18 protein-coding genes are annotated in these 23,486 nt (G+C 31.0%); 2 read left to right on the top strand and 16 right to left on the bottom strand.

Annotated elements, in window-relative coordinates; genetic code table 11:
- Position 1: 1 nt before the first annotated feature.
- Together IPK06_12500 and IPK06_12505 are read right to left on the bottom strand one after the other, a co-directional pair.
- Positions 2-3,376 (bottom strand): M20/M25/M40 family metallo-hydrolase, encoded by a 3,375-nt coding sequence (locus IPK06_12500; protein ID MBK7980791.1) that lies wholly within the window; start codon positions 3,374-3,376, stop codon positions 2-4.
- 34 nt (positions 3,377-3,410) lie between these two features.
- Positions 3,411-6,005: an insulinase family protein gene (locus IPK06_12505; protein MBK7980792.1), complete on the bottom strand. Its 2,595-nt coding sequence runs from the start codon at positions 6,003-6,005 to the stop codon at positions 3,411-3,413.
- A 147-nt stretch (positions 6,006-6,152) separates the two neighbouring features.
- Here IPK06_12505 and IPK06_12510 point away from each other — a divergent pair, with 147 nt between their 5' ends.
- Complete coding sequence (locus IPK06_12510; GenBank protein ID MBK7980793.1) at positions 6,153-6,500, top strand: hypothetical protein; 348 nt, start codon at positions 6,153-6,155, stop codon at positions 6,498-6,500.
- Between the two features lie 2 nt (positions 6,501-6,502).
- Here the strand turns inward: IPK06_12510 and IPK06_12515 are convergent, their stop codons facing one another.
- From IPK06_12515 to IPK06_12555, 9 genes are all read right to left on the bottom strand, one after another.
- Complete coding sequence (locus IPK06_12515) at positions 6,503-6,709, bottom strand: hypothetical protein (GenBank protein ID MBK7980794.1); 207 nt, start codon at positions 6,707-6,709, stop codon at positions 6,503-6,505.
- Positions 6,710-6,764: 55 nt separating this feature from the next.
- Entirely contained in the window at positions 6,765-8,210 is a 1,446-nt protein-coding gene (gene rlmD, locus IPK06_12520; protein MBK7980795.1) for a 23S rRNA (uracil(1939)-C(5))-methyltransferase RlmD, read from the bottom strand.
- Positions 8,207-8,917, bottom strand: a complete 711-nt coding sequence (locus IPK06_12525; protein ID MBK7980796.1) for a methyltransferase domain-containing protein — start codon at positions 8,915-8,917, stop codon at positions 8,207-8,209. The genes rlmD and IPK06_12525 overlap by 4 nt, the downstream gene beginning before the upstream one ends.
- Positions 8,918-8,964: 47 nt before the next feature.
- Complete coding sequence (locus IPK06_12530) at positions 8,965-10,395, bottom strand: TolC family protein (protein MBK7980797.1); 1,431 nt, start codon at positions 10,393-10,395, stop codon at positions 8,965-8,967.
- A gap of 1 nt (position 10,396) precedes the next feature.
- A complete protein-coding gene (locus IPK06_12535; protein ID MBK7980798.1) occupies positions 10,397-11,671 on the bottom strand; it encodes an ABC transporter permease in 1,275 nt (424 codons plus the stop codon).
- 6 nt (positions 11,672-11,677) lie between these two features.
- Positions 11,678-13,090 (bottom strand): HlyD family efflux transporter periplasmic adaptor subunit, encoded by a 1,413-nt coding sequence (locus IPK06_12540; GenBank protein MBK7980799.1) that lies wholly within the window; start codon positions 13,088-13,090, stop codon positions 11,678-11,680.
- Between the two features lie 147 nt (positions 13,091-13,237).
- Complete coding sequence (locus IPK06_12545) at positions 13,238-13,921, bottom strand: hypothetical protein (protein MBK7980800.1); 684 nt, start codon at positions 13,919-13,921, stop codon at positions 13,238-13,240.
- 182 nt (positions 13,922-14,103) lie between these two features.
- Complete coding sequence (locus IPK06_12550) at positions 14,104-15,576, bottom strand: glycosidase (protein ID MBK7980801.1); 1,473 nt, start codon at positions 15,574-15,576, stop codon at positions 14,104-14,106.
- Between the two features lie 4 nt (positions 15,577-15,580).
- A complete protein-coding gene (locus IPK06_12555) occupies positions 15,581-17,428 on the bottom strand; it encodes a DNA primase (protein ID MBK7980802.1) in 1,848 nt (615 codons plus the stop codon).
- 142 nt (positions 17,429-17,570) lie between these two features.
- Between IPK06_12555 and ispG the strand changes: the two genes are divergently transcribed.
- On the top strand, positions 17,571-19,505 hold the full coding sequence (ispG, locus tag IPK06_12560; protein MBK7980803.1) for a (E)-4-hydroxy-3-methylbut-2-enyl-diphosphate synthase: 1,935 nt from the start codon (positions 17,571-17,573) through the stop codon (positions 19,503-19,505).
- A 57-nt stretch (positions 19,506-19,562) separates the two neighbouring features.
- Here the strand turns inward: ispG and IPK06_12565 are convergent, their stop codons facing one another.
- The 5 genes from IPK06_12565 to IPK06_12585 form a co-directional block, all read right to left on the bottom strand.
- On the bottom strand, positions 19,563-20,291 hold the full coding sequence (locus IPK06_12565) for a hypothetical protein (protein MBK7980804.1): 729 nt from the start codon (positions 20,289-20,291) through the stop codon (positions 19,563-19,565).
- Positions 20,292-20,296: 5 nt separating this feature from the next.
- The gene (locus IPK06_12570; GenBank protein ID MBK7980805.1) at positions 20,297-21,424 is read right to left on the bottom strand and encodes a Nif3-like dinuclear metal center hexameric protein; all 1,128 of its coding nucleotides are present in this window, start codon (positions 21,422-21,424) and stop codon (positions 20,297-20,299) included.
- Between the two features lie 177 nt (positions 21,425-21,601).
- Positions 21,602-22,192, bottom strand: a complete 591-nt coding sequence (gene ruvA, locus IPK06_12575; GenBank protein MBK7980806.1) for a Holliday junction branch migration protein RuvA — start codon at positions 22,190-22,192, stop codon at positions 21,602-21,604.
- 1 nt (position 22,193) lies between these two features.
- Complete coding sequence (ruvC, locus tag IPK06_12580; protein MBK7980807.1) at positions 22,194-22,733, bottom strand: crossover junction endodeoxyribonuclease RuvC; 540 nt, start codon at positions 22,731-22,733, stop codon at positions 22,194-22,196.
- Between the two features lie 7 nt (positions 22,734-22,740).
- Positions 22,741-23,472: a YebC/PmpR family DNA-binding transcriptional regulator gene (locus IPK06_12585; protein MBK7980808.1), complete on the bottom strand. Its 732-nt coding sequence runs from the start codon at positions 23,470-23,472 to the stop codon at positions 22,741-22,743.
- Between the last annotated feature and the right edge of the window lie 14 nt (positions 23,473-23,486).

The following is a 23,486-nucleotide window of genomic DNA, read 5'->3' on the forward strand; positions in this document are numbered from 1 at the left end:
TTTATCTTTCTGCCAAAATTATTTTCACTTCTTCGGTTTTTCCGTTTCTTTCAATAGTTAAAGTTACTTCATCTCCGGGCTGATGTTCTTTTAATTGATCTGAATACTCTTTTAAGTTTTTGCAATCCTTGCCATTGACTTTTTTAATTATATCTCCAATCAACAATCCGGCTTTAGCGCCGGGGGAATTTTCGGAAACCGCCGCGACTTTAACTCCTTCACCGCTATAAGCAAAATCCGGCATTGTTCCAGTCGAGACTTTTCTTCCTTCTTTCGGTTTATTATTATCATTTTTTGTTTCATTTTTAGCAATGGGCATTTCACCTGTAAAATTCATCGCGTCATCTCTATCAGCTAAATAAACCAAGGTTTCTCTTGCAACCGTTATAACTTTCACCAATCCATCAGCATCAATCTTTTCTATTTTATCTGTTGGTTTATGATAATCTTCATTAGGTCCGCTGAAAAATTGAACCGCGGGAACGCCTTTTTCTATAAAGGCTACTTGATCGCTTGCGTCCAATTCTTGTGTAATTATTTCAGATGAAACTCCGGTTGTGTATTCAGTTCCCATAAAAATAAATTTCCATTCGCGAGCATTGTCTCCGTTTAGAATCATAATTTTCTTTCCGTGTAATCTTCCAACTGTATCAAAATTCAAATTTGCAAAAATTTTATCGGCTGTAAATTTTTTATAATTTCCGATAAAATATTTTGAACCTATTTGTCCGGCTTCTTCACCGCTGAATGCCGCAAAAATTATTGTACGAGCTGGTTTAAGAGTTTTACCTAAAACTTCTGCTAATTCCAATAAAACCGCTACTCCGCTTGCATTATCATCGGCGCCGTTATGTATTTGTCCTTCATTACCTTTTCTTACGTCGGGCCAACCTAATCCCAAATGATCGTAATGCGCCGAAACCACAACCGCTTCTTTTAGATCTGGATTTGTTCCCGCTATAATTCCAATTACATTTGTAATTTTCAAATTACCTTTTCCGTGAAATTCTTTTTCAAAAGTTTGAAAATAATTTCCTTCATCGCTTCCCGGTTGCAGTCCATATTCTTTAAATTTTTCGGCAATATAATTTGCCGCATTTTGTAGCTCACTGCTTCCAAGTTCTCTTCCTTTCATTTCATCGGAAGCAAGATACGCAATATGCTCCATCATTCTTTTGGATGAAAAAACAGGAGCCAATTCTGCTAATGCTTTTCTTGGTTTTAACTTTATTTCGGAAATTTTAGTTTTTGTATTTAAAATTTTTACCAAAGGTGAATTAATAACCGGCCATTGACCTTTATCAATATTTACGGGTTCATCTCCTTCAAAAGTAAGATAACTATATTTACCGTAATGTGGAAGTTTCCTTACTAAGCCGGAATCTGCTTTTTCATTTCCAATAGATAAATACACAACAGCATTATTAATATTTGCGGGATTATTTACAGAAACAATAAAACTATTATTATTTTTCGAATGAGATTTTGATTCAAATTTAATTGAATCAGGTGTGATTCCTGAATTAAAAACATTTAATATATTATTTAACATCGACTGAAACTTATTCTCTCCCAATATCCAAACTGCTTTATCTGAAGGAATTTTATCTATTTCATTTTCATTTTTTATTTCAAACTTTTCTTCATTTCCTTTTATCCATTGTGCTGTAAAATTTTGATAAACTTTTAATTTCTTGTCATTAGTTGACGGTAATATAATTAAAGTTTTTTCCGCACCGAACGCGGTTGATAATGCGGCGGGAATTTCATTAGGATCTAATATTCTGAAGACATCAAATTGAGGATCTACAAATACTTTAAGCGGTTCCGCATTTAATGTTAATGAAATTTTTCCGTTTTTATCATTAAGTTCGCAATTTTCAATTTTGGTTTCATCTTTATAAACAATTGCTACCGGAACAGTAATTTTATAAACATCTTCTTTTTGAATTTGTTTAATGGAAAAACTTAAATTATAAACGTTTCCGAATTGTTCAACTTTCACATTTTCCAAACTTAACTGCGGTGCGCCTGTTCTTCCAATCCATTGATCAAAAAACCATTTAAGGTTTTTTCCCGTTACTTCCTCAAATGAAATTCTTATATCATCGAAAGAAGCCTTTTTAAATTTGTTATTTCTATTAAAAACTTGAAATGCTTTTGTAAAATTCTCATCCCCTACTAAATTTCTCAGCATATGAAAAACCATTGAAGATTTTCCGTAACCTATTGCTTCACTCGCGGCATTGTGACGCGAAATAAATTTATTCAAAGGAAAATCATTATTTGTTTTTACGTAATCAGTAAATTTCTGCAAGGTCGATCTTCTATATTCTTCGGCTTGTCCGCGCTGTTCTTTAATTAAATGATCAGCCATATACGCGGTTAACCCTTCGCACCAATTTCCTTTGTTAAAATCTACGTAAACGCTGTTGCCCCAATAATTATGTAAAAGTTCATGCGGGTAAGAAGAATGCAGAATAAACGGAAAGCGGATAATTTTTTCGCCAAGTAAAGTAAATGAAGGCATTCCGTATCCCGTTTCCCAAAAATTTTCTACAAGCGCAAATTTGGAATACGGAAATGTTCCTATTAATTGACGGTACATTTCTAAATATTGAGCCGTTGTTTCCAAATACTTATTTGCCAAACCTTCATCCGGTGTTCGCAAAAAAGCAAAAGCATCAACTGATCCTGCTGAATATTTGTATTCATTAAATTTTGCCGCGATCAAAAAGATTTCTTCCTGAGGAGTTGGCGAATCCCAAACATCCAAATGAATATTATTCTCGGTTTTGTCTAAAGTTCGTTTACCCTGACTAACAGTTTTCCAGTCTTTAGGAAGTTCTGTAGACAATTCAAAACTCAATAATTCATCTTTTATTGTAGGAATCCAATAAGTAGAACCCGCAAGATAAACGCCCAAATCACTTATTATTCCCGGAGATTCACTGAATCCGCGCTGATAATTTTCTTCGCTTTGTTCAATCGGCGATTCTATTTTTCCAGAATATTTAACTGTGAAATTAAGATCGCTGTTCATATCAAATTCAGAAATGATATATTTATTTATTTTTAATTCTGATTCCTTATCTATATCATCTCTATCCATTCCAAGATCTTCAGCCTTTACGGATTTTGCTAAAAGTGAAATATTGATTCCTTTGCCTTCAAATTTTAAATTCAAATTATGATTTAGCGAAAAGACAATATCATTATTTAGAAATTCTTTCTTGATTAAAATATCATCGGTAACTTCGATAAACGATTTTGCAGGATCAATTTTCACATGAAGTTTATGGTGAATTTTTGTCTCTTGCGCGAAAAGTGAAAATGCACAAATAGTTAAAAGAATAAAGATTTTCTTTAATTTCATTTTATTATCCCAAAATTATAGATCTTATTTTTTGTTATTTTACTAATATCTTAACCGGATTTTCAACCTTAAGATACTTTTTAGCCGCAGCAATTACATCTTCAACTTTTACATTTTTTATATCTTCAATTGATTTTGCATCATAAAATATATCATTATGAAAATATTTAGAATGACCTAAATAATAAGCTTGGTTTATGCTGGAAAGTCTTCTAAACATCATTTTGCCTAAGTACATATTAACGGTTTTGTTTATATCATCTTGGCTTATTTTGCCCAAATATTTTTCCGAAAAGAAATTTGGTAATTGCGGTAAAAGTTTTTCCACATTTTCGGGTCTTGTTCCCAAATTAATATTGAACATAGCCAAGTCATTTTTAATATCTATACCGGCATTCATTCTGTATGCCATTCCCTGTTTTTCACGAACGTCAAAAACTATTTTATCTGATATCAGCATTGACAAAACCTCTAAGGCAGGCTTTTCATTTGTTTTAAAACTTTTTTGAAAACCGTAATAAATAAATGACTGTTCGCCGTTATTTATTTCTTCATTATTAATAGCTTCAGTTATTTTTTTGAATTCTTTTTCTTTACCAACATTATTTATCATTCCATCTAATTTAGGTTTTGAAAACTTTGTAAAATATTTATTTATATTTTCCGGAGTTTCTTTTGATACAACCGAAATTATTATGTTATTTGGATTTAAGTAATATTTGGTAAAGTCCAATAATTTGTCATATGAAAGTTCAGTTTTATTCATATTGGAATTATCATCAACATATAAAATTTGTTCTAACTTTTTATCAAACATTTTTTGTGATGCGTTTGCGTGTCCCATCATCGCGGGCATTTGTGATTTACCGGAAGCTTTCGCAAATTCTTCATTTGTTGGAATAAAGTTTAGCAGTTGATCATTTAAAAAATTTATTGCTTCTTCGATATTGTCCGCCAAGGCTTCAACTCTTATATACCCAAATTGCGGACTTAAATAAATATCATCCATTGGTATAAACGGATTATCATTCACCGTAAATTGAAAACCAAACTTTAAACTTTGTTTTTGTACTTCCGGACTTTTCATTCTTTCGCCGAATGCATCATGCAAAATTTTTGCGGCATCTTTTCCATATTTTTGTTCGTAAGCGGCTTTGTTTTTTATAAGATAATGAATTGCAAGTAAATCACTTCCCGGATTTTGTTTCGCGATAATTTCAGCGCCGTTTTCATTTTCAAATAACTTTGGAACTTGCTTTTCTTTATTTGTGTCGTTTTCACTTTTTATGATCTTATGCTGAATTATGGTAATTGGATCATTATTTAATTTCAATTTCTTTAAATTTTCCGCCGCGTTATTGTAACCTTCACCGGAATAAGAAGATAAAATTGATTCTATTCCATACTGTGACAGCTGATCCGCGTTGTAAATTCCAAACATATGAGGTTTTTCTATGTTTTGCTGGAATGAGGTTTTTGATTTAATTTTTTCGGTTTCAATGGCGCCATCCGGCAATGAATAATTTTCTTTTGTAAGAATATCAATAAGCGAATCCTTAATTTCCCGCAGATGATCTTCCGAATTTAAAATTAATGTAGCTTGAAGATATTTTCTAATTTTAAATTCCCGCGTCTTAAATTCCAAACCATCTAATTGATTCGCAAAAATTGAATTTAGCTTATTTTTTATTTCTTCACTTTTATTTTCTAAAGCTAAATTAAGGCATTCAAAAAACTCATTATTTAGATTGTTGTCGATACAGAAAAAAAACTGTAACTGAGAATTATCGCCGGCAAAAAATCTATGATAAACATTTTCGTTTTCATTAAAAGAAGGAATTAATTCAAATCCCGAATTTAGTTCAAAATTATTTACTTGAGAAACAGTTCCGGGCTTTTGCTTTCCATAAATATCATTAATGTTTTTAAGCATTTCATCTGCGCTGAAATTTCCTACAACACTTATTATCATATTATTTGGCACATAAAAATTTTTATAAAAATTATAAACATCGTTTCTGTTCATATTTTTGATTGTTTCGTATGTTCCAAGCGTTGGTAACGAAAGCGAATGCCCTTTATAAATAATCGAAAGAATATTTCGCTCAATTTGCTCATTAGCGTTTCCTAAACTTTTTGCTATTTCTTCAAGCACAATTCCTTTTTCCTTTTCAAACTTATCTTCAGGAAGATTCGATTCAAATAGCATTGCCGCTTGAAGTTTCATTCCTTCAATAATGTTTTCCGAAGGTGTAACCATCATAAAATTTGTATAATATTCCGATGTATTTGCATTATTATATCCTCCGATTTTATCAGTTGCATCATATAATTCTTTTTGAGACATTTTTGAAGTTCCGTTAAACAGTAAATGTTCAAGCATGTGGCTCATTCCGCTTGTGGCAAAATTTTCATATGCGGATCCAACTTTTACCAAAGTATTTATTCCAATCATCGGCAAGGATGGCTTTTCAATCATCAAAACTTGAATCCCATTATCAAGCTGATAAATGGAAATTCCATTAGGAATATTTTGAATTTTATTCCCCGAAAAAATTAAGTTAGTAAATAAAAATGAAATGATAATAATAGCAGAATTAAAAATCGGTAATGAAATTTTTCGGTACATTTGATCCTCAAATAATAATAATCATATTATAAAAATTAACAAAAGTCTTTCTGTATATCTATATAAGAATATTTACAAAACTCTTTATAATTTGATTATAATTATTATTGAACTTAAATTTACTTTTAATAAATTCGATGAGTTGGAATGAATAAACATAATATAAAATATATCCTTTTATTGCTATTATTTTTTGTAATAACGTGCGATGAAAAAAATGAAGTAATTGTTAAAAAAGATGCCAAGTTAATTTGGACGGGTGACTATGACAATGGCGGATGCGGTTTTTTTATTGAAGCCGACAGTATTTTATATAAACCTGAAAATGAAGGAATAATTTCACCCTCGTTTAAAGTCAGCAGAAATTTAAGTGTTGCCATACAATTTATTGATTTGTTTTATAAAATTGAAACAAACTGCCAAATCGACAGCATTCCGCAGAAAGCAAACGCGATAAAATTGACATATATGGATTTGAATGAAGAATTGAACTGATATTAATTTCCGGACATTTGAATAGCGATTACAATCCAAACAATTCTTGCAATTACAAGCCAAGCAATAAGTGAAACTATACCAATTAATATGCAAGTTTTTTTTATTGGTTTTTCCGGATCCTTCAATTTAACTTGCCTGCAGATGTACATTATAAATGACGAAAAAGTAATAAATAGAAAAATTTGAATGAAAATTTGAAATGCCATAGTTTTATTTTGATTTTGTTATTCTAAAAATACAAAATATTTTTATACAAAATTATTAATGACCCTTAACTAATACCGCAACATTCTCGATGTGGAATGTCTGTGGGAACATATCAACCGGCTTTATTTTAACCAATTTATATTTTTCATCACAAAGCAATTTAATATCACGTGCTTGTGTTGCCGGGTTACAGCTTACATAAACAATTTTTTTCGGATCTAATTCCAAAATATCATTTACCGTTTTGGGATTCATTCCGGCTCTCGGAGGATCAGTAATAATTATATCGGGTTTGGGAATTGAGTTGTTTTCTAAAAACGGAAGCAGTGACTTATTAAGATCAACCTCAAATGATTCTACATTTTCAATTTTGTTAATTTCAAAATTAATTTTGGCATCATTAACCGCAGAAGCAACCGATTCAAAGCCATAAACTTTTTTTACATTCTCCGAAATAAAAATGGCTATTGTACCTGCTCCAGAATATAAATCATAAACGATTTCGTCTCCAGTTAAATCGGCAAAGTCTAAAGCTGTTTGGTAAAGTTTTTCCGCCTGCAAAGTATTTGTCTGGAAAAATGAATTCGCGCTTATTCTGAATTTATAATTTCCGATTTTATCGTGAATTGTTCCATCACCGTAAAATACTTTTTCATAATCACCAAATGCTGTTTGAGATTTTTTAAGATTTATATTATTTACGACGGTTGTAATAAATGGAAATTCTTTTATTAAGTTTTCCGAATATTTTGCAAGTAACTCATCATTTTCTGATGATGTTACTAGATTGACCATAAACTGATTTAACTTATATGATTCTCTTAACACCAAATTCCGCAGAAAACCATCATGAGTAAATGTTGAAAATATTGATGTATTATTTTTCTTAAAAAAATCTCTTGAAAAATTTAATATTTTTGTTGCATTTTCAGATTGCAGAAAACACTCTTCAATATTTATTACTTTGTTAAAAATTCTTGGCAAATGAAATCCCAAAGCAAAATCTTTATCAATTATTTCTTCTTTTTTTATTTCTTCTTCCGTAAGCCAGCGCTGCGGCGTAAATGAAAATTCCATTTTGTTTCTGTAATGAAAAATATTTTCGCAACTAATAATCGGCAGCATTTCAAAATTTTCAAAACCGCCTAAGCGTTCAAAAATATCTTTTACCTGTTCCTGCTTATATTTTAATTGCGCGTCGTACTTTAGATCCTGCTGTTTACATCCGCCGCAAATTTGGTAATGTTTGCATACCGCATTTGTTCTTTCGGAAGAAGGCTTTATTACTTCAACTGTTTTGGCTTCACCGTAACTTTTCTTAAGTTTTAATATTCTTGCCTTTACAATATCGCCGGGGAAAGAATTATGAACAAATATTACATATTTTTTCTCAACGTCATTGCTTACATGGTCAAGCTCAGACTGGTTAATCCTTGCAATGCCTTTTCCTTCAAAAGCATAATTTTCTATTTTTAATTCAACTAAATCGTCTTTCTTCATTTCTTTTTAAGAATTAATGATTTGAAGCCAATAAATCTGTCAGCTCCTAATTTTATATAAGCATGGCTTTCATGTTTTATTTTATTTAAGAATTTTTTGTAATATGATTTTTCATTATCGGACAAATCTTTCATCTTTGATTTCAGCAATTCAGAAACATTTGAATAATATTCAGATAATGTATTCGATAAATTTTTTGAATCGATCAAAGTGAAATTTCTTTCCAAATAATAATTTTCCAATTTCGAAATTTCAAAAGGAACAATATCCGAACTTTCGAAAATATCATTTACAAAAGTCGGGATTTCATTTTCAAGTTTTACTATTTCACCAATACAAAAAATTCCATCCGGTTTTAATATTCTTTTTATTTCTTTAACTATACTTTTTCTGTTAGAACCTGATATAGACGCCTGCGTATATATTAAATCAAATTGCCCGTCATTGAAATCGGTGTGTTCAAAAGACATTATTTTAATGTTAACATTTTTTGTTTTATCCAAAATCAATTTTGTATTTATAAGAGATTCGTAATCTTCAACTATCAGCTCAATTTGACTTGAGTTTTTAGCGCAAAATATTTTTGCAATTTCTCCCGAATTTGATCCAATTATCAAAATTTTACTATCGCCAATATTTATTCGCGATTGCAGAAAAATAATTTGTTCATTTAATCCGGGAAGTAAAATCTTATTCTTAGTATTCATGCGGTAAAGATACGAAGAAAAGTTTTGTTTGTTAAAAATTCTATCTTTTATTGTAGGTTTAGATAAGTTTTTCTTTCCAAATCGGCTAAGGATAAATTATAATCTATCAATGCGTTTAAGCTGTTGTTTTTGGCTTCAGTCAATCTTATTTGCATTTGGGCTAAATCGAAACTGGAGATTGTACCAGCTTTAAATCTTTCCAATGAAATGTTGTAACTTTTTTCGGCAATTTCAACCGTTTTACTTAAAACTTCGACACGCGCTTTAGCTGAATTTAAACTATTAATTGCCGAGATGACTTCGTTTCTAATATTCTTCTTTAAATTTTCATAAACAAGCTGACTTATTTTATAATTTGCTTCGGCGGCTTCTACTTGTTTATTGTTTTGCCCCCAATCCCAAATTGGGATTGACAAATTTAAACCAATGTTAATATCATCCAAAAGATCAGCGTATAGGCTTGAGAATTTTTCGTCATTTTTGCTCAAACCATACCTTGCCACCAGATCTGCTTTTATTTGTCTTCGTGAATCTATTTCTTCAACGTTAAGCTGTGAAAGATATATTTCACTTTGTTGATTTAAAAGATCCGGCCGGTTATTTATTGCGCTCTCAATTGCTTTTTCTTCATCAACTAAAATAGGTAAATACTGAAGATTGGATATTATTTCAATTTTATCGTCTAATTCCAATCCAATAAGCAGCTTAAAATTTGCGAGGTCTTCTTCATATGATCTTTGCGAATTAAGAAGTTCATTTTTACTTGAAGCCAAATCAACTTCCAACTGAAGAGCTTCTACTTCTGCAATTAATCCAGCAATTAATTTATTTTTAGCGGTTAAATACGACTCTTCATTTTGCTTAACTTTTTCTTCAAGTATTTTTACGTTTTCTTTAATTTTATAAAGATTGTAAAAAGCCGATTTAACATTAAAAATTAAATTTTGTTCTGACTCATTAAAATGTCTTTTGGCATTTTCCAAATTTATTTCTGCTCGTTCCAAATTTGCGCTTTGTGTGTTAAAAGTAAATAGCGGCTGCTGAAGTGAAATGCTTACATTTGTAAAATAATCTTTTGTAGTTATAATATTTGTTCCAAATTGTTCTCTTCCAAATAGTCTTCCAGTTAAATTAATATTCCCGTTTGTAAATATTATCGGCTGTGACAAACTTAATCTTCCTTCAACTCTTGTACTTCCCAATTCAAAGAAATCTTCCCTGCTTAATAACGGATTAAATTGGCTTGATAAACTTTTTGAATAGGTAGGAATATCAAATTCCAGATCTAATTGAGAAAATAGTCCGGCTTTAAATGCTTCTAAATTTTTCTGCGAAGAAATCAATGAGTAATTCGCGTTTTGAATTCCAAAGCTTTTCTGCAGCGCAACAGAAATTGATTTCTCAAGGTCATATATTTCCTGCGCAAAATAATTATGAAAAGTTAACGCAATAAAAATTACTGTATAAAATTTTTTCATATTATTCATATCTCAAAGATTCAATTGGATCTTTTTCCGCGGCTTTTTTTGCGGGATACAAACCAAACCCGACTCCAACCGCCATTGAAACGAGAAAGGCAATTATTACCGAATAAGGAGTAATGAGAGTTCTCCATCCGGCATATTTTGTAATTATTGAAGTTAAAATAAATCCTATTATAGTACCGATAATTCCGCCAAGCAAACTAATAATTAATGCTTCGTACATAAACTGATAAAGTATGTTAGACTGCGTAGCACCGACAGCTCTTCTAATTCCAATTTCTTTCGTTCTCTCCATTATATTTGCAAGCATTATGTTCATAATTCCAATGCCTCCAACAAGAAGCGAAATTCCGGCAATAGCTCCCATTACAACATTGAAAATTGACTGTGTTTTCTGTTTTTGCTCCATTATTGCTTCTGGAATAATTATTTTAAAATCTTCAACACCATAATGTTTTCTTAAAAGAATTCTTTTAATTAAAGTTGCTGTTTCAAATATTTGCGTATCATTATAGACTTTTACCGTCAACTGATCCACAGAAACTCTATCCGCGGCATTTGCCACATTATTTCCAGAATTTCTCTGTCCAGCATTGTCGTCTTTATTTACTTTCATTTTATAAAACATTGTTGTAATTGGAATATAAATATCTTCATTAAAATTTCTTATTTCATCAGAAGTACCCCCGCCTTCTTTTTTTGAAGAAATAACTCCAATAACTTTAAACCAAGAACTGCCTATTTTTATTTTTTTGCCCAATGGATTTTCATAATTAAAAATTTTATTATTTATTCCCGAACCTAAAACGCAAACATTTTCATAATTATCAATGTGATATTTGTCAAAAAAGTTACCTTGACTTAGCTTTGAATTAAACGTTAAGTAATAATTTTCTGATGTTCCGACAATTTTTGTTTCTATAACTTTTGATTTATAAGTTACTTTTTCTGTATTCTCTTTTTGCGGTGTAATAGATTTGATAAATGAAATTATTTTAGAAATCGCATATGAGTCTTTTAATGTCAATCCGGGAGAAAAAAACGCTTTTTTATTATCATCTTCCGATATTGAATTTTTTTTTATTATAATATTATTTGAACCAAGCAATTCAATTTGTTCAAGGGTTTCCTGTCTTGCACCTTCTCCAATTGAAACCATAGCAATAACTGAAGCAACTCCGAAAATAACTCCTAGCATTGTAAGAAATGTTCTCAATTTATTTGAGTTCAATCCGTCCAAACTAATTCTTAATAAATCTTTTCTTTCCATCAATTGTTATTCAATTATAATTGTTCGAGCCGATTTTGATTTGGTTTGAGATTTTGTCGTTTCCACTTCAGTCGGTGAATCTCCACTTATCTCTTCATGAATTTCCAATGTAGGATTTCGTAAAGCAACAAAATCACCGTTTTGCAAACCGTCATTTATAACGATAAAATCTTCACTTTTACTTCCGATTTTTACATTTACTTTGTCAAATCCCGAACCGTTTTTTTTATATACGAAAAATTCGTCGCTTTCATTAAATACTGCTTCATGCGGAACAAATAATTTATCCTTTGTTTCATTAACTATTATTTGATTGCTCGTTGTCATTCCGGGTTTTAGAATTTCGGAAACGCCTTCAATATCAACGTGAACATCAAAAACTTTAATATCCGAATCATAATTTTTGTTCTTTCCCAACCGAGCAATACTAGTAATTTTTCCGGTAAAGGTGCTATCTTGAAATGCGTCGAGTTTAACAATTACTTTTTGTCCCATGCTAACTTTACTTACATCAACTTCATTAACATACGTTTCGCTTTCCATTGCTGATAGATCAGGTAAAGTAATTATTACTTGCCCAGGCCAAGGCTGATCTCCAATTTGAAATTTTTGACCGTTATTCGCCCAATTTACGCCATAAACAACCAAACCTTCCGCTGATGCCGAAAGAGTTAAATCATCCAAATCCATTTTTGCTTTTTCCAGATCATTTTTTTTCTGCCTAACTTCAACATTCATGTTATTCATTTCTGACTGTTGAATTATTTTTTTCGATTCATAATCTTTTTGTGTTTGTTCATACTGTAATTCATTTTTTTGATGCTGCAGCGCAGCTTCTCTTTGTTTAGCTTGAGCTTCAAACTTCATTTGTTCCATGCTTAGTTTGGATAATTCAAAACTGAGTTGAGAGCTTTTTAATTGTGATTCCATTTGCGCAATTTCGGACGCTTGATTTGCCATAAGCTTTTCTTTATTAGACATTGCAATTTCAAGCTGTGCTTCGGCTTCTTTTAATTTTGTTAATGCTTCGGTAGGATCAAATTTTGCCACAATATCTCCCGATTTAATGTAAGTTCCTTCGGGCACTAAAAATACAATCTTCAAACTGCTTCTAACTCTTGGCGCCGCAATTGATATAGAATTTTTTGCCTTTATTTCACCGCTTTCCGTTACGGATATTCTAAAAGTATCTCTCTTGATTTTATATAGCGGAATGTTTGAATCAATTTTTGAACTGTTAAAGAAAGTAAAATAAATGAAAACGAACAGAATTATCACTATTGTAAATAATGAATATTTTTTTTGAAAAATTGCTGGAAGTTTATTTTTTTTTACGGTTTGTAAGTATGCTGAATTTAATAGATCAAACTTATTTTGAAAATATTTTAAAATCTTCGATAATTTTTTCTCTTTTTCCATTATTCATTTATTTGTTATTACATGAATAATATTATTAAAAATTCCTTCCAAATAAAAGTCATTTTAATTTAAATTATAAAGAACACTTGGTCTTAATTCATTAAATATAGTTCTCCTTTCTAAAGTTTACAAAATCTAATTTTTCATTCAATGTTCAAAATAAATAAAACTAAGGATTACCAATGCGGCTATTACAGTTATCCACATCAAATTTTTTAAGTTAGTATTTTTTTTATTAGGTACAAATTTCAATTCTTCATCGGCGAACCGTATATAATCATTTTCCAGCTTGTTAGAACTTTTTTCTAAAGGAATATTTAATTCTTCACCATTATTTTCTGGGATTGAATTGGATACTTCAATTTGATTTTCTTCAAAATTTATTTTTTTTTTTGATAATAGCTCAACTGCCGAATACCACTTACCTTCTACTTCAGTTGCTCCAATTCCAATAATTGAATTTTCACTTCTAATCCAATTAAGATCATTTTCCATTTCTTCTTCTGAATTATAATAACAACTTCTTGCAACTTCGTGTTTGTTTCCGGCAATCAAGTAATAATAAAATTTATTATCTGAAGTTTTTGATGATAACCATCTTTCATCCAGAAAGGCGTTTCTATAAACGGAATTTATTCCGTTATCTCGTGCAATTTCTAAAGAATAGCTTTGTGATCTGAGATATGTTTTGCCGCTGAAATTTAAAGCGAAGTAAAATTTGTTCTCTTTTGTAAATTTGAAAAAACCATTATCACCTTTGTAATCATCACATTCTAAAAACTGATCGGCAGAGCATAAAAAATCTTCTGAAAAATCATTTTTCTTTTCCATTTGGGGGATCCTTTAATAAAATATTTAAATTGAATACGGACTGAAACTAATTCGAGTCCAGCGCAGTAATCCCCCTATTAATTCAATTACTTATATTTTGATGATATAAACAATCTCAAAATTAAGTTTCTTGAAAAAATCCAGTAGTAAAAATAATAAAATTCAGAAATAAAAGTATTATTTTAATACGAAAATATGTGACTTTTAAATGGTCCTAATTCAATAAACAAACCGTCATTCAATACTTCATCGGTTTTCCTGAAATAAGTCTTATAGTTTAGAATATCTTTAAGTTTAAATTTGGCTGGATAATTAGTAAGATTTAATTCAATTCTACATTGTGAAACCACTTTAGAGAAATTTACAACAACCAGCCTTTTTCTTTCTTCAAAAGTAATTTTCCAAGCAAGAATGTTGTGATATGTGTTATTTGAAACCCACGCCGGAATTGGATTCAATAATTCCCAGTTTCCGTATTTAAAAACTTCTGATGCCGTTATTCTAAAAAGTTTTTCATAAAATTCCATTAAATTGAAATTATCTTTTTCATTCGGTTCTCTTCCAAGCTGCACAGGTAATTTAATTTTTTTTCCTTCAATTTGTCCATCTTGTATAAAAGTCATTCCGGGAATAGTATAAATTATAATTGCCGCGGCTTTTGATTTTTCTATTCCCAATGAAGTTATTGCTCTTTCTTCATCGTGATTTTCAATAAACCTTACAGATTTTTCCTGGAATTTTTTTTCTGCCATTAAATGAGCTTTTATTTCGCTTACATTTTCAATTCTTAATCTGTCCAGCAGCCTTTTATCATAAGTAAAGTCATAACCCAGTTTTTGGAGTTCCCATTCTAAATCCCAATAAGATTCACCAATGAAAATAAAATTTTCATTTTTTTTCTTAACTTCGTTAATGCAAATTTCCCAAAATTCATTTTTGGGTTTGTGATAATTATTAAATGAAATTACTCCGCCCCAAGTATTTTCAAAAACATTATTTAATGAAAGCATTGCCATATCGCATCTAACACCGTCGCAAACATCCATTAAATCTTTTAATGTTTCAATCATCCAATTTCTTGCGTTGTCATTAAAGTAATTTATTTGAATTGTATCCTGCCAAGCCGGAAAAAAAGGATCTCTTCCGTGAGCGAAAACCAATGAACTTTTTGTTTTGAAAAATGTATGAGGATTTCTTTGCAAAAAATCATCATTTGCCGGAAGAAATAATTCGGGATTTGTTTCAATTAAAGAACTATGCGCGCTGAAATGATTTGTTACAAAGTCTAATATCAACTTAACTCCTAAAGAATTAAGATAATTCTTCAATTCAATAATATCTTCTTTTGTTCCAATTAATGAATTTACTTCGTAGCAATCAATCGCATAAGGCGAACCAATTACATCTTTATCATTCCAATCTTTCAACGCTTTTGTATAATCGCTTATCAATCCCGGCTCAAAGCAATAGTCTTTAATAACCGATTCGTTTGTTTTCCAAATGCCCATTAACCAAATGTAATTAAAACCTTTTAAATACAGATCATACCAATATTCTTTGGGTACATCTTTAATTGTTGCCTTTTGTTCACCTTCATCAAATCTTTTTAACCAGACTCTGGTGTTTATTTCATAGATGTATGATTTTTTATTCATTTTATCAGCTCTTTAATAATAAAGTTTTTTCTTTTCTTAATTCGTCGTTTTCTCTCATTATTTTTATTACTTCAGGATTATTTCCTAATTTTTCAATTTTGATATCATTCAACTTAATTTGCTCATCAATCTTTATCAATTGATATTTTTTAATCGTATCATTTGCATACTTAAGTAAATTTTTTTCAACTTTACCATGACTCGATTTTTCATCCCAAGTACTGCTGATTTGATATTCGCCAAGAGTAACATTTAAAATATAATTTTTTAATTTTTCATCTTCAATCTTTTCAATAACGTCGGCTAAGTTAAAATTACCTCTCATATATGCGTCAAATATTATCAGCGCCAAATTCTTTAATGAATTGTTTGAAAAATCTTCCGGTTGAATAGCATCAAATATTTTACCTATTATTTCTTCATCACCTTCAAACAAAAGGTGAATAAGTTCTTTTTCTAAATTTAACAATTGAGTATTTATTTCTGATTTTATTTGAGAGCCGGGTTTTCCGGTTTTAACAATTCTTTGTTCCGTTTGAAGTTCCGCTCTTTTGTTTTGACTCAGAAATTTATTCAGCTCTGTTTCAATTAATTTTTCCCTTAAATTAAATTTTCTAGAAATTGATCTAATCAACAAACTCCGCTTCAACTCATCATTTACAAATGCGGCAGATTTAACCAATTCGCGTATTGCTTCCGCTTCTGTATTGGGATTCTCAAACATTCCTTCGGCTTCATATTGTGAAGTTTGGAATTCCAAGAAATTCTGCGCAGTTTTTAACAGATCTTCAAAATTTTCTTTTCCGTATTCGGTAATAAATGAATCCGGATCTTCACCTTGCGGCAGACTTAACATTGAAACTTCGAAATCCTGCTTAAGTAAAATTTCTATACTTCTCATCGCGGCTTTTTGTCCGGCTGTATCGGCATCAAAAATAACGGTAACATTTTTTGTATAACGCGAAAGTAATTTTACCTGATCATCAGTCAATGATGTTCCGGATGAAGCAACTACATTTTTAATTCCGTTTTGAAAAAGCGCGATCAAATCCATATAACCTTCTACAAGAATAGCTTTATCCAATTTTCTAATTTCATCTTTGGAATGAAATAAACCGTACAAACTTTTTCTTTTTAGATAAATTGTGGATTCAGGTGAGTTCAAATATTTTGCAATATTTTCTTCACCTTGAAATACTCTACCGCCGAACGCGACAACTCTTCCATTCGGTGAAAAAATCGGGAAAATTATTCTGCCTCTAAACTTATCATAAAATTTTCCGTTTTCTTTTGAATCGATAAGTCCGAGTAATTTTGCGTTTTCTAAATTTATTTTATTTTCAATTGCGTAGTTCACAAAATGATCCCAGCCGTTTGGCGCAAATCCTAATCCGAATATCTTTTGCGTCTGCAGTTTAATTTTTCTTAATTTAAAATAATCTCGGGCAATTTCGCCTGTTTCAGAATTAAGAAGACTGTTGCTGAAATATTTTGCCGCAAAAACATTTATTTCATAAAGTTCTTCTAATTCATTTTGCTCGGATGTAACTTGCTCTTCTTCAAAATTCAGACGAATTCCTACAGATTCGGCTATTTCCTGAACCGCCTCAATGAATGAGATGCTTTTGTAATCCATTAAAAATTTATAGACATTGCCACCGGCGTGACAGCCGAAACAGTGAAAAATTTGTTTGTCTTCGCTGACTGTAAAAGATGGTGTTTTTTCTTGATGGAACGGACAAAGTCCAATGAAATTTTTTCCTCTTTTTCTAAGCGCGACAAATTGTGATATTACATCAACAATATTTGCCGAGCTTCTAATTTCTTCTATTGTATTTTCTGGAATTCGCATATACTAATTTAAAATTAAAAATCAATTTTATAGTATTTATACTTTTAAAATAACACAAAATTATTTCAATTCTAAAATTGTAAATATTCAATTGGACTTTTCAATTTATTATATTTAAAAATTACATTTAGAAAGATTTATTATGAATGAAAATAAATATTGTAATTCACTAACAAAATACAGCAGATTTATTACGCGGGAAGTTAAAGTCGGAGAAATTTCAATCGGAAACGGAAATCCGATTCGCGTTCAATCCATGACGACCACAAACACAATGGATACAATCGCGACTGTTGAGCAATCAATTAGAATGATTAATGCGGGATGCGAATTAGTTAGAATAACCGCGCCAAGTATTAATGAAGCTAAAAATTTAAAAAATATAAAAGAAGAATTGCACAAACGAGGTTATAATGTGCCGCTAATTGCGGATATTCACTTTACTCCAAATGCCGCAGAAGAAGCCGCAAGAATTGTTGAAAAAGTTAGAGTTAATCCCGGAAATTATATAGATAAAAAGAAGTTTCAGCAAATTGATTATACCGATTTGGAATATGAAGAAGAAATTGAAAGAATCAGAGTTAAATTTTCTCCGCTCGTAAAAATCTGCAAAGAATACGGAACCGCTATGCGCATTGGCACAAACCACGGTTCGCTTTCTGATAGAATTATGAGCAGATACGGCGATACTCCACTTGGAATGGTTGAATCCGCGCTTGAGTTTTTAAGAATTTGCGAAGATTTAAATTATCACCAAATTATACTTTCAATGAAAGCAAGTAATCCGCAAGTTATGGTTCAAGCTTATAGATTGCTTGTGAACAAAATGATTGCAGAAAGAATGAACTATCCTCTTCATCTTGGAGTTACTGAAGCAGGAGACGGAGAAGACGGAAGAATTAAATCCGCGTTAGGAATTGGCGCTTTGCTTGAAGACGGCCTCGGAGATACAATTCGCGTTTCTTTAACCGAAGAGCCTGAACATGAAATTCCCGTTGCTTTAGCTTTGGTAAATAGATACGCAAACAGAATTCCGCATAAAGAAATTCCGGAAATAATTAATCTTCCTTACGATCCTTTCAGTTATTTAAAAATTCCTGCTTACCCAATAAATAATTTTGGAGATAAGAATTCACCTCGAGTTATTGCGGAAATATCAAATAAGGAAATCATTAACGAGGATCTTTTAAAACTTGGTTTAACTTATTTATCCGATTTGGATAAATGGAATATCGGCGATCAAGCTCCTGATTATATTTTTGCCGGCGATCAAAATGTAAATACAAATTTACCCGAAAGCTTGGATATCATTCAAAATTATGACACTTGGTTACAAAATCCCAATAAATCTAAATTTCATCCATATTTCGATTTTAATAATTTCTTATCGCTTGAAGAAATTTCTCCAATTTTAAATTTTATTGAAATTAATATTGACAATATTTCTGATGAAAGATTCGCAAGGTTGAAGGATAAGAAGAATTCGGTTTTGGTAATTACAACCGACAATAAACACGCGCTTGCCGAATTGAGAAGAATTTTTATTGAACTAATGAATTTGGGTTTTGGTCATCCAATAGTTATTAAGCGCGAATATAATGTTAATGATTTTGAGAATTTACAGTTATACGCCGCAACCGATTTGGGAAGTTTATTTATTGAAGGATTCGGAGACGGAGTTTGGTTAACGAATAAAAAAATCGATTTTTTACCCGAAGAAATTAACAGAACTTTATTCGGCATTCTTCAGGCTGCACGAGTAAGAATTTCTAAAACAGAATATATCGCTTGTCCTTCTTGCGGAAGAACGCTTTTTGATTTGGTTGAAGTAACAAATAAAATAAGAGAAAGAACCGGACACTTAAAAGGCGTTAAAATTGGAATAATGGGCTGCATTGTAAATGGTCCCGGAGAAATGGCGGATGCAGATTACGGTTATGTTGGTTCCGGTCCGGGAAAAATTACACTTTACAGAGGGAAAGAAGTAATTAAAAAAAGCATTTCTTCGGAGTTGGCGGTTGATGGATTAATAGATTTAATTAAAGAAGATGGTAATTGGGTCGAGCCAATAAATTAGCTTTATTAAAAGATTAAAACAAAAAAGCTCAACTATAAAGTTGAGCTTTATAAACTTTTAGCCCTTTTTAACTTCTACAGCAACATTCGGAGAAACCAAAAGTCTGCCGCATGATTCGCATGTAAATAATCTGCTGCTCGTTCTAATTTCTATTTGTCTTTGTGGAGGAACAACATTATGGCATCCAGTGCAGGCGCCTCTGTTAATTGTCGCAACTGCTTTTCCGCCCAAGGCTTTTCTAATTCTTGTATAAGTATTATAATCCGATTTTCTTACTTTTTCGGCAACTTCAGTTCTTTTTACGTTCAGCTTTGTTTCTTCGCGTTCGTTTGCCTTAATAATTGTTTTAAGCTCTTCCTCTTTTATCTTAACTTCATCAGACAGATCTTTTAACTGAGGTTCAACTTCATTGATTTCATTTTTAAGTTTCTGTACCTTATTTTCAAGTTCGGAATTCTCCGTTTCTAAAGTTTTTATTTTTTCTTCGGAATGTTCAATTTCTTTAGTAAGCGCGTCATATTCTTTATTATTACGGACTTGATACAGTTGAGTTTTAAATTTTTTCAGATTTGTATTTAATCTTTCAAGCTCGTCCTCGTTTAATTTAATTGTTTCTAAAGCAGAATTTTTTTCATTCTCCTGCACGCTTATTGTTTCTTTAATATTCTGAATCTGTGAGTTCAAACTATTGACTTCAATTGGTAAATCACCCCTCAGTTCTTGAAGTGTATCAAGTTCATCGTCAATTAATTGAAGCTCAAAAAGTGTTGATAATCGATTAATCAATTTATTTAGCTCCTTTCGTTATTAAAATATTTAACCGGATTGGTAGATCCGTTGTAACTATAAATTTTTATTTTTTCTGATTTTTCAGAAATGAATTTTTCTAATTTTCTTTTTACAGCATTAAGAGAATGAATTTCTGTTTCATAATGCCCGGCATCAACGAATAAAATTTTATTTTCGGCATCATGAAATGTGTGATACTTAACATCAGCGGTTACAAAAGCGTCGGCTTTATTTTGAATCGCGGAATTAAGAAGCTCTGATCCGCTTCCTCCGCAAACAGCGACTTTATTAATTTTTTTATTTTGTTCAATATCGGAATATCTAAGACTATTGATTTTCAATTTTTTTGAGACGTGTTTTAGGAATTCGGTTTTATTCATACCGTGTTTCAAATTTCCTATTGCGCCAAATCCGTAATTTACATTTTCATTTTTAAGACTATATATATCGTAAGCCGGCTGTTCATAAGGGTGATTATTTTTTAACGCTGCAATCACATTTTTCAACTTCCAGGAATCTACCAATAATTCCAGCCTAACTTCATTTACATTTTCAAATTTCTGCTTTTTTCCCATAGCCGGATTTGTTTTTTCATTACCTAAAAAAGTCCCTTTTCCGTCTAATTTAAAACTGCATTTTTCATATTCGCCAATAATTCCCGCACCGGCATCAAACAAGGATTCGGATAATTTATCGATATTATCTTGCGGAACAAAAACAACAACTTTGTACTGATTTGAATTTTGATTTTCCAAAAAAACTATATTCTCTAATTCTAAAACTTTTGCGAGTTCAAAACTTACGCCGTCTTTTGTAAAATCTAAATTTGTATGAGCCGAATAAATCGTAATGTTTTTCTTAATAAGAGTTTCAATCAGTTTGGATTTTGGATCGGACGAAAAGTCTATTTTTTTTAAAGGTTTGAACAAAAAAGGATGATGGGTAAAAATTAAATTGCAATTTTTTTGAAGGGCTTGCTTTAAGGCATTTTCGGTTAATTCCAAACAAAGAAAAATATTTTTTATTTTTATTTTCTTTGAGCCAATCTGCAAACCGACATTATCTTTATCCCAAGAAATTGCCGGCGGCGCCCAATTTTCAATATGTTCAATAATGTGTTTTGTTAGCATACAAAAAAAATGCACTCCTAAAATTAGAAGTGCATTTTAATTTTAAATATCTTCAGAAGTTTTTATAATTAAAAATTTCTTTTTCCTAAATTTAATATAGTATTGAAGTACTCTCATAATCTAAGAAGTAAATATAATGTTTTTAAATTTTATTAACAAACCTCGCAATTATCTATTTTATTTACTCAAGCCTTTTAAGGAATCTTTTATTAAGTCTTCCAATGAAATTTGCGGATTTTGCGAAATTAAATCTCTAACAATCTTATCAGCAATTTTTTGATTATAACCTAATCCGGTTAGAGCGGCAACCGCGTCATCTTTAGTGGTAAAAGATAAACCGCCTTTCTCATATGATTGATCTGAAACTTTTTCCATTTTTTCTCTTAATTCAATCAACATTCTTTCTGCAGTTTTTCTGCCAATTCCGGGAATTGAAACCAAACGGGCTAGATTTTTTGTGAGAATCGCGCTTTTTAATTCTTCCACTGAAATTCCCGACAATATATTTTGCGCAAGTTTTGGTCCAATGCCATTCATACTTATCAAGGCTTCAAAAAGCTCTTTTTCCGAAATTGAGTAAAATCCAAACAAAGTTAGTGAATCTTCTTTTACGGATAAGTATGTATACAATGAAATTTTTCCCTCGGTTTCAGAAATTTTTTCAAATGTATTAAGTGAAATGTTTACTAAAAACCCTACGTCATTTACGTCAAGTAAAATTTGAGTCGGTTTTTTAGAAATTATTTTTCCTGTTAAATATCCAATCATATTAGTTATTTAGTATTCTATCCGGATTTTGTAAAATAAAATTTTTCCAACTTTTATGTTTTGAATCAAATGAACTTATTTTAATTGAGTGACATACTGCTGCTGCCAAAGCATCGGTTTCATCAAATTTAAATTTTGTTTTATTAAAAGTAGTTAAATTTTTTATCATGTATTGTACTTGTTCTTTAGATGCGGAACCGTTTCCCACAACGGCTTTTTTAATTTCCCTTGGAGAATACTCAACAAAAGTAATTTTATTATTGGAGGCGGCAAGCATGGCGATTCCGCGTACATAACCAATTTTTAATACAGATTGAACATTTTTGTCGTAAAAAGCGGTTTCCAAACAAAAAATATCTGGTGAAAAATCTTTAATTAGTTTGTTTAATTCTTGAAAAATGAAATTTAATTTTTGAGGTAATTCGTCTTTGGGATTTGGTTTAATGATCCCGGAGTGTAAATATTCAATTTGGTTTTTGTGTGATTTAATTATCCCGAAACCGGTTAAAATGGTTCCGGGATCAACACCTATTATTATCATTATAATTTTACTCAGAATCTAAAAAGTCGGCATTGGTATAAACATTTTGAACGTCATCGTTATCTTCAATCATTTCAAGTAATTTCATTAATTTTTCTGAAGTTTCGCCGCTTACGGAAACGTTGTTTTTCGGTTTCCATTGAATTGAAGCATTTTCAACTTCTAAATTGGAATCACTGATTGTTTTTCTAACTTTTTCAAAATCTTCTACCGCGGTTGTAATTTCAAAAAACTCTTCATCCAAAAGAAGATTTTCAGCTCCAGCTTCTAAAATTAATTCCATCAAATCATCTTCACTTTTTCCTTGCTGAGGTAAAGAAATTACGCCTTTTCTTTCAAACATCCACGCAACTGAATTTGATTCGCCGAGAGCACCGCCATATTTACTGAATAAATGTCTGATTTCCGCAACTGTTCTATTTTTATTATCGGTAACACTTTCTACTAGAACAGCAACTCCGCCGGGTCCATATCCTTCATAAGTAATTTCAAGATAATTTGCGCCTTCAACTGCTCCGCTTGCTTTTTTAATCGCTCTTTCAATATTATCCATCGGCATATTTGCTGCTTTTGCATTATCAACAACCAACCTTAATCTAGGATTTCCATCGGGATCCGGACCGCCCGATCTAACCGCAACTGAAATTTCTTTTATAAGTTTTGTAAAAATTTTCCCTCTTTTTGCGTCAATTACTGCTTTTTTTCTTTTAGTGGTAGCCCATTTTGAGTGACCGGACATCGGTAATCTCCTTA

The sequence above is a fragment of the Ignavibacteriota bacterium genome (genome assembly GCA_016713565.1).
In the GTDB taxonomy this organism is placed as follows: Bacteria; Bacteroidota; Ignavibacteria; order Ignavibacteriales; family Melioribacteraceae.

Excerpts from the sequence above, each read along its gene's own strand:
- IPK06_12500 (MBK7980791.1), bottom strand. The coding sequence starts at position 3,376 with ATGAAATTAAAGAAAATCTTTATTCTTTTAACTATTTGTGCATTTTCA.
- IPK06_12505 (MBK7980792.1), bottom strand. The coding sequence starts at position 6,005 with ATGTACCGAAAAATTTCATTACCGATTTTTAATTCTGCTATTATTATC.
- IPK06_12510 (MBK7980793.1), top strand. The coding sequence starts at position 6,153 with ATGAATAAACATAATATAAAATATATCCTTTTATTGCTATTATTTTTT.
- IPK06_12515 (MBK7980794.1), bottom strand. The coding sequence starts at position 6,709 with ATGGCATTTCAAATTTTCATTCAAATTTTTCTATTTATTACTTTTTCG.
- rlmD (MBK7980795.1), bottom strand. The coding sequence starts at position 8,210 with ATGAAGAAAGACGATTTAGTTGAATTAAAAATAGAAAATTATGCTTTT.
- IPK06_12525 (MBK7980796.1), bottom strand. The coding sequence starts at position 8,917 with ATGAATACTAAGAATAAGATTTTACTTCCCGGATTAAATGAACAAATT.
- IPK06_12530 (MBK7980797.1), bottom strand. The coding sequence starts at position 10,395 with ATGAAAAAATTTTATACAGTAATTTTTATTGCGTTAACTTTTCATAAT.
- IPK06_12535 (MBK7980798.1), bottom strand. The coding sequence starts at position 11,671 with ATGGAAAGAAAAGATTTATTAAGAATTAGTTTGGACGGATTGAACTCA.
- IPK06_12540 (MBK7980799.1), bottom strand. The coding sequence starts at position 13,090 with ATGGAAAAAGAGAAAAAATTATCGAAGATTTTAAAATATTTTCAAAAT.
- IPK06_12545 (MBK7980800.1), bottom strand. The coding sequence starts at position 13,921 with ATGGAAAAGAAAAATGATTTTTCAGAAGATTTTTTATGCTCTGCCGAT.
- IPK06_12550 (MBK7980801.1), bottom strand. The coding sequence starts at position 15,576 with ATGAATAAAAAATCATACATCTATGAAATAAACACCAGAGTCTGGTTA.
- IPK06_12555 (MBK7980802.1), bottom strand. The coding sequence starts at position 17,428 with ATGCGAATTCCAGAAAATACAATAGAAGAAATTAGAAGCTCGGCAAAT.
- ispG (MBK7980803.1), top strand. The coding sequence starts at position 17,571 with ATGAATGAAAATAAATATTGTAATTCACTAACAAAATACAGCAGATTT.
- IPK06_12570 (MBK7980805.1), bottom strand. The coding sequence starts at position 21,424 with ATGCTAACAAAACACATTATTGAACATATTGAAAATTGGGCGCCGCCG.
- ruvA (MBK7980806.1), bottom strand. The coding sequence starts at position 22,192 with ATGATTGGATATTTAACAGGAAAAATAATTTCTAAAAAACCGACTCAA.
- ruvC (MBK7980807.1), bottom strand. The coding sequence starts at position 22,733 with ATGATAATAATAGGTGTTGATCCCGGAACCATTTTAACCGGTTTCGGG.
- IPK06_12585 (MBK7980808.1), bottom strand. The coding sequence starts at position 23,472 with ATGTCCGGTCACTCAAAATGGGCTACCACTAAAAGAAAAAAAGCAGTA.